This is a genomic window from Streptomyces sp. MB09-01 (genome assembly GCF_033794505.1).
Classification (GTDB): Bacteria; Actinomycetota; Actinomycetes; order Streptomycetales; family Streptomycetaceae; genus Streptomyces.
The window spans coordinates 1-6707 of sequence record NZ_JARAYQ010000353.1 but is presented as its reverse complement, the minus strand read 5'-3'; the positions used below and the strand labels follow the sequence as shown (position 1 = coordinate 6707).

General features: G+C 73.4%; 7 protein-coding genes. 2 read left to right on the top strand and 5 right to left on the bottom strand.

All coding sequences use genetic code 11. The features are described 5' to 3' along the window. Positions 1 to 22 precede the first annotated feature (22 nt). Positions 23 to 547 carry a hypothetical protein gene (locus PV721_RS39485; protein WP_319733102.1) on the bottom strand — a complete coding sequence of 175 codons (525 nt, stop codon included), beginning with the start codon at positions 545 to 547 and terminating at the stop codon, positions 23 to 25. Next, positions 544 to 1482 (bottom strand): class I SAM-dependent methyltransferase, encoded by a 939-nt coding sequence (locus PV721_RS39480; protein WP_319733100.1) that lies wholly within the window; start codon positions 1480 to 1482, stop codon positions 544 to 546. Before PV721_RS39480 ends, PV721_RS39485 begins: the two co-directional genes overlap by 4 nt. A 203-nt stretch (positions 1483 to 1685) precedes the next feature. On the opposite strand from PV721_RS39480, the gene PV721_RS39475 reads away from it, so the two are divergent. Beyond that, positions 1686 to 2573 (top strand): creatininase family protein, encoded by an 888-nt coding sequence (locus PV721_RS39475; RefSeq protein ID WP_319733098.1) that lies wholly within the window; start codon positions 1686 to 1688, stop codon positions 2571 to 2573. A gap of 225 nt (positions 2574 to 2798) precedes the next feature. Beyond that, entirely contained in the window at positions 2799 to 3254 is a 456-nt protein-coding gene (locus PV721_RS39470; RefSeq protein WP_319733096.1) for an ATP-binding protein, read from the top strand. A gap of 47 nt (positions 3255 to 3301) precedes the next feature. On the opposite strand, the gene PV721_RS39465 is transcribed toward PV721_RS39470, so the two are convergent. The 3 genes from PV721_RS39465 to PV721_RS39455 are packed head-to-tail and all read right to left on the bottom strand — an operon-like array spanning position 3302 to position 6662. Next, positions 3302 to 4135, bottom strand: coding sequence for a phosphatase PAP2 family protein (locus tag PV721_RS39465; protein ID WP_416371277.1), 834 nt, complete (start codon positions 4133 to 4135; stop codon positions 3302 to 3304). Positions 4136 to 4186: 51 nt separating this feature from the next. After that, positions 4187 to 5140, bottom strand: a complete 954-nt coding sequence (locus PV721_RS39460; RefSeq protein WP_319733094.1) for a YihY/virulence factor BrkB family protein — start codon at positions 5138 to 5140, stop codon at positions 4187 to 4189. Further along, positions 5106 to 6662 carry a bifunctional phosphatase PAP2/diacylglycerol kinase family protein gene (locus PV721_RS39455; RefSeq protein ID WP_319733092.1) on the bottom strand — a complete coding sequence of 519 codons (1557 nt, stop codon included), beginning with the start codon at positions 6660 to 6662 and terminating at the stop codon, positions 5106 to 5108. The genes PV721_RS39460 and PV721_RS39455 overlap by 35 nt, the downstream gene beginning before the upstream one ends. Positions 6663 to 6707: the final 45 nt, after the last annotated feature.

The window sequence follows — 6707 nt, the reverse complement described above, 5'->3', positions numbered from 1 at the left end:
GGGGCCGGGGGCCGTCCGGGTGTCACAGCACGTGCCGGTACCAGCGCCGGTGCACCGCGGGTTCCACGCCGAGGACGGCGGCGCCCGCGATCGCGCCGACCAGCAGGGCGGGCCATCCGCCGCCCAGGAACGCGCCGAGGCAGGCGACGGCCACCGCGAGCGGGCGCAGCAGGGTCAGCGGGCCGAGGCCGATGACCATGGCGAGGGTGCTGGCGCGGAACGGCAGCAGGAAGTATGCGGCGAGGGAGAGCAGCACGGCGGTGGCGTAGGCGGTGAGCGGGAGCAGGTAGCCGAGGCCTCCGCTGGTCAGGGTGTGGTAGGTCCGGGACCGGTCAGACGCGGTCAGCAGCAGACCGGCGGCGGTCAGTGCGGGGGCGAGCAGCAGGACGGCGCCGAGGGCCAGCCCGCGCAGGGCGGCCCGGGCGGTGGCCCGGTGTTTGCGGATGCGGGCGTCGCGGCCGGCGTAGGCCCGGAAGCCGCTGAACGTCGCGTCGAGCAGGCCCAGGAGAAGCAGTGCCAGGGGTACGAGGGGCGGGGTGGACGTCATCGCGTGGCCTCGGTGAGGTGCTCGGGGCCGACCAGGCGGCGTGCGGAGCGTCCCAGTGCCCGGCGTAGCGGTGCCTCCAGGTGCGGGCGCACTCCGACGACCGGGCGCAGGGTGGTGCAGAACGGGTTCGCCGCGCCACGCGGCTCGTACAGCAGGGGTCGGATGCCGGGTGCGGCGGCGGCCGACAGCAGGGTTTCGTCGCTGTGTGCGCGCTGCGCGGAGACGACGCCGTCGTGGCGGCCGAGCGGGTGGCGCATGCGGGCGCGGTGGAAGATCCAGGCTCCGATGGGTGCCAGGCGGGTGGCGGCGATGTCGAAGTGGCAGAAGGCCTGCGCCGGTGAGGCGGCCTGGGTCTGGAAGAATTCGGCCAGGGCGGGGCCGCGGAAGTGATGCAGCACGCCGGTGGAGACGTAGACGGTGGCCGCCTGCGGCAGGTCGAAGGCGTTGCCGTGGACGAAGCGGCAGTTCAGCCCCTCCGCGCGGGCGAGGTGGTCGGCTTCACCGACCAGGGCAGCATCGAGGTCGACGCCGACCAGCTCGACGTCCGCGCCCAGGGCGTCGGTGGCCGCCAGCCAGCGGACGAGGTAGCCCAGGCCGCAGCCGACATCGACCAGCCGGTACGGGCCGCCCTGCCGGCCGTCGGTCTCCCGTATCGCGGTGAAGAGCGGGCCGAGGAGCTGGACGAGGCGTTCGCCGATCCGGAGCTCCTCACTCAGCCGCTGGAGCTCGGTGTGCACGCTGATCAGGAGGCGGTCCACGGCATCGGGGTCCAGGACGCCGTCCCGGCCTGCGGGCAGCCCGGCCACGATCCTCGCGGCGCGTTCGTCACCGCTCTCGCGGAGTCGGCGGATCACCTCGGCGCGCTGGATGGGGAGCCGGTGGCCGGTGCGGGGGTCCACCGCCGTGATCAGGTCGGATATTTCGAGTGGGTGCACGAGGCGGAACCCTACGGCCTCCCCCGTCCCGCCCTGGCGGCCGCCCACACCGTCTCCCTCCCGCGGGGGCCGTTTGTGATCTCCCCACAAGGCGCGGGTGTGTTTTCCGGCGCAGGTGCCGCTCGTGGGCGGCTGCGCGTCCCGGCAAAAATGATCATGATCGGTGACCAGGCCGGTCATGACACCACTTATGGGGGAAATGCATGCACAGCGGATACTCGGTCTTCGCAGGGACCATGGCCGACCTCACGTACCCGCAGGTGGAGGCGGCGGCTGCCGCCGGCGCGTGCGTCCTGCTGCCCACCGGCGTCATCGAGCAGCACGGCCCCCACCTGCCGCTGGGCACCGACGCGTACGGCGCGTACCAGTTGTGCCGGATGGTGAAGGACGAGCTCGACCGGAACGGGGTGCCGGCGCTGATCGCGCCGCCCGTGTTCTGGGGGATCAACCAGGTTTCCGGTGCCTTCGCCGGGACCTTCCGCACGCGCCCCGAGACCGCGGCCGCGCTGCACTTCGACATCATGGAATCCCTCGCCACGGACGGGTTCCAGCACATCTTCGTGATCAACCATCAGGGCGACATCGCCCACAACCGGATGCTCCTCGACGTCGTCACGCGCCGGCATGAGGAGGGCAGCACGGGAGTGGTCCTCATCGAGCCCGACTTCATCGCCGACCGCCTGGGCGAGGCGGCGGAGACACCCGCTCTGGCCACGTTCGCCATGCAGCCGCTGTTCGAGGGCCTGGAACTGACCGGTGAACTGGGCGTCCACGCCGAAGAGATCGAGTGCGCGCTGATGATGCGCTGGTTCCCCGAGCTCGTCGACCACGACGCCATGAGCCGACTTCAGCCGACGGGCCTCGGGCCGGCGGACCTGGCCGAGTGGCGCAAGGGGGGCGAGCACGCGCGCAGGGTGACCCCGCAGGGCTACTTCGGCGCACCCGGTCCCCGTGATCCCTTCCTGTGGCGCTTCCACCAGCGCATGGCCCGTGCCATGGCCGACACCGTGACCGGCTCGCTCGCCGCTCACGGGATTTCCGGGGAGACGGAGCCGGGGCGGAACAACCCGGGGGTTTCGGAGGCCTCGTAGCGGCCACACGCTCAAGAGGGACGGACTACGAGGGAAGGAGCGCTTCCATGACGACGATGGTCCTGCTGATCGCGCCCATGGCGTTGGCCCTGCTGCTCGTCCACCGCAAGGGCGGGCACCGTGCCCGGCACCGGGCGGGCCGGTTCTGATAGGCGTCCCGCGGACCGGCCCGTCCGGGCCGGTCCGTCGTCACACGAGAGCGCAAGCGAGGTGAACGCGGTGTCCATGCGCGCCAAGGGGTGGGCCACGTCCTTCCCGGTACACCGAGGGGTGCGCGAGGCCCGCCGGTGGACCGCGGCGCACCTGGACTCCCTGCAGTGGACGACGGACGCACCCGACACGGCCCACTCGGTCCTGCTGACGGTGTCGGAGCTCGTCACCAACGCCCACGTCCACGCACACAGCAGCGCCGGGCTGGTGCTCACCTGGGACGGCCGGTGCCTGCACGTGAGCGTCGCCGACAGCGATCCGTGCCTGCCGGCCCCGCGCGACCCCTCGCGCGAGGCGACGTCCGGACGGGGACTCGCCATCATCGACGCCCTCGCCGATGCCTGGGACGCCCATTCCTTCCACGGCGGCAAGACGATCACCGCCTGCTTCCATCCCCGGGTGACACCCGCCCCGCACGCCACCGGGCGGAGTCACTTCAGGCCCGACGCCGGCGAGTCCCCCGAAGCCTGACGGCCCGTTCCCGCTTCCCGCGCGGTGGCGTGAGTTCGCACGCGCGGTCACCCGGTCGGCTTGTCCATGGGCCCGCGCCGCACGGGCGTCCCGAGGGTCGGCTCGGGTTCGGGCCCGGAGATCTCCGGCTCCAGCCCCTCCCCGAGGCCGGTCCGGCGGCGTCCGATGTCGGCCCGCCAGGCCTCGAAGACGAGCGTCGTGGCCGTGACCACGACGAGCCCGAGGAGCCAGCCCCCGACGACGTCGCTCACCCAGTGCACGCCGAGCGCGACGCGCGTGTAGCCGACACCGAGCACGCTCGTCACCGCCAGCGCCCAGGGCAGGGGCCGCCAGGCGGGCGGCACCAGTGGGAGCAGGACCAGGAGGAGCACCGCACAGGACACCAGGGCGGTCATGGCGTGCCCGGAGGGGAAGGAGAACCCTGGCGCGTGGGCGACGGGGTCGGGCAGGTGCGGGCGCGCGCGTTCCACCACGTTCTTCGTGAGGAACCCCACGAGGGCGCCGGCCGTCTCGGTGACGGCGGCCCAGGCCGCCAGGCGCCACGCGCGACGCCTCAGGAGCCACACCACCAGGGCGGCCACCAGGAGCCGCATGGTCACCGGGTCCCACACCACGTCCGTGAGGAAGCCCAGGACCCGCACCCTGACCGGGTCTTCGAGGGCGGCGCTGTGGAGCCGTTCGGCCGTGTCCCGGTCGAGGCGGTGGAGCGGGGGCCACCGGGATTCGACGAGCACGAGGGCCAGTACGAACGGCACGGTCACGGCGGTCGTCGCCGTCACCGTCAGCAGGAGTCTCGTCCCGAAGGCCGTATCCGGCCCGGAAGAGCCGGACAAGATCGCGCGGGCTGTGCGGCGTCGGGAGCGGGTCGGGTGCTGTGCCATGGGTACGCGGCTTTCGGTCGGGATCGTTCGGGCGGCGGTGCGGTGGGGGCGTCAGACTCCGGGGTCCCGTACGACCGGTTGGCGCACGCCGGCTCGTACGGCTTCCAGCTGGGCGGCGAAGGAGAGGCCGAGGAACAGGGCCAGGGAGGTCAGGTAGGACCACAGCAACAGCGACACCAGGGCGCTCAGGGGCCCGTACACGCTGGTGAAGGTGCTGCTGGCGCCGACGTACAGGCTCAATGCCCACGTCGCCGTGATCCACAGTCCCAGGTAGACGACGGCGCCGAAGGCGAGCCAGGTGTAACCCGGCTGGTCACGGCGCGGTGAGAGGCGGAAGATCGCGCTGGTGGCCAGCACGGCCAGCAGGATCCCGACCGGCCAGCGCAGGACGTCGCAGGCGCGGATGCCGGTCGGCCCGAGCTGGTAGACCTCGGCGAAGGCGTGGATGAGGTCGGCGCCGAGGACGGTGAGGACGAAGCTGAGCCCCAGCGGAAGACCCGCGAGGGCCGCCATGACGAGCCCGCGGGCGTACTTGCGCAGGAAGGGCCGGTCGCGTTCGTTGCCGTAGATGCGGTTGGCACCGCGCTCGACCTGGCACAGGCTCGTGGTGACGTTGACGAGGGAGAAGAGCAGGCCCAGCCAGAGGGCGGCCTGGCCGCCGTCGCCGGCGTGGCGGCGGCTCTCGCGCAGGGCCTCGTCGACCACCTCCCGGCTGGGGCCGCTGGTGATGCGTCCGATCGTCAGCTCGGCCACGCGGCCGATGCCCTCGGTGTGCAGGACGCTGGACAGGCCGATGGCGGCGATGGCCAGGGGCACGATGGACAGGACGGTCTGCAGGGCGAGGGCGCGGGAGTGGCTGAAGCCGTCCGCGTAGCGAAAGCGCACGAAGGAGTCCCGGACCAGGCTCCAGCCTCCGTAGCGGCGCAGGGCGGACCATGCCTCGTCCGCGGACAGTTCCTCGCCCACCACGTCACGTCTCTGTGGCACTCGGCTCGCGGTTCCCATCGGCTTCCTGACTGTGTGTGGTCCCGGCGCGCCGGGACGGGTTCGGTGGAGCGGGGTGCGAAGTGGCTCCCGGGGCTCTGGGGAGAAAGATCTGCAGGGTGCCCGGTTCCACCTCGGCGAACAGGAGGGAGCCTTCCGTCATGGTGTCGCCGTCGACCTCACGGGCCTGTGCGCCGGCGAAGCGGATCTCGATCCGGCGGGCGCTGAAGTACTCCAGGGCTCCTCCGGCGACGGTCCGGCCTCCGGTCGACGCGTGGGGCGACGCCTCCGGCGCGCGGGCACCCGGCCGGACGAGCCGGGAGGCCAGGTGTCCGGCCGCGGCGAGCCAGCCCGCCGCGCCGCGGGGGTCGAACAGCACGACCTCCAGCCGTCCGCTGTCCGGCCGTGCCCGGGGCAGGAGTTCGAGTCCGCCCTGGAGCGCGCCGACGTTGCCGACGACGACCATCCGCGCCCGGCGTCGACGGGCCCGGCCCCCGTCCACCCGGAGGGACAGGCGCATGCCCGGGTCTCCCAGGTGGCGGGCGGCCGACAGTACGTAGGCGGCCCAGCCGAGGCGGGCCTTGAGCGCGGGCGAGGCGTCGCGGACCGTCGCGGCGTCGAATCCGGCCCCGGTCATCACGGTGAACCGCGTCGAGGGGAGGCCGTCGCCCCACACCCGTCCCACGTCGATCGGGAAGACGCCGCCGCCGAGGGCCGTTTCGAGGGCGGCGAGCGGATCCGGGGGGAGGTCCAGGTTGCGGGCGAGGAGGTTGCCCGTCCCGCAGGGTACGAGCGCCAGCGGGGTGCCGGTGCCGGCCACCACGTCGGCGCAGGCGCGCACCGTGCCGTCCCCGCCGCAGACGACGACCAGGTCGACTCCGGGCTCCGCGCACTCCTCGGGCAGGGCCCCGCAGGCTTGTTCGACGGAGGTGGAGGTCCACCGTTGGTCGGTGTACCCGTGGCGGTGGAGGCGGAGGCGCACCCGCTCGGCCAGGTCGTCGCCGCAGCCGTGGGGGTGGCGGACCACGACCGCCCGGCGGCCTGAGCGCCCTTCGGCGGTCCCGGCAGTAGTCCCGTTGACAGGCCTGTCTTTGCGGACTGCGCCACGGGCGGCCGGGACGGGGACGGCGGGGAGCACCGCGTGCGGACCGCCTACCGGGTCGCGGGCGCCCTCCCTGTCGCGAGTGTCCGCCGTGTCGCGGGCGCCCGCCGTCTCGTGAGTGCCCTCGGTTTCGCGAGTGCTCGCCGTGTCGCGAGTGCCCGCCGTGTCGCGGGTGCGGCCGGACAGGAACACCGAGCCCATGACGAGCAGAGTGGCAACGCCGTTGACCAGGCCGCCCGCCACGTCGGAGGGGTGGTGCATGCCCCGGTACATCCGGGACAGCCCGACCACCGGCGGGACCAGCACGAGAACCGCCGCCGCGACGTAACGCCACGGGCCGCGGACGCGGTTCCACACCAGCGTGGCCAGCCCGCCGTACAGGGCCACCGAGGCGCCGACGTGGCCGGACGGGAAGCTGGAGGTGGGCGGCGCGCCGCCCACCTCCAGCTTCCCGTCCGGCCACGTCGGGGCGGGGGCGGTTCACAC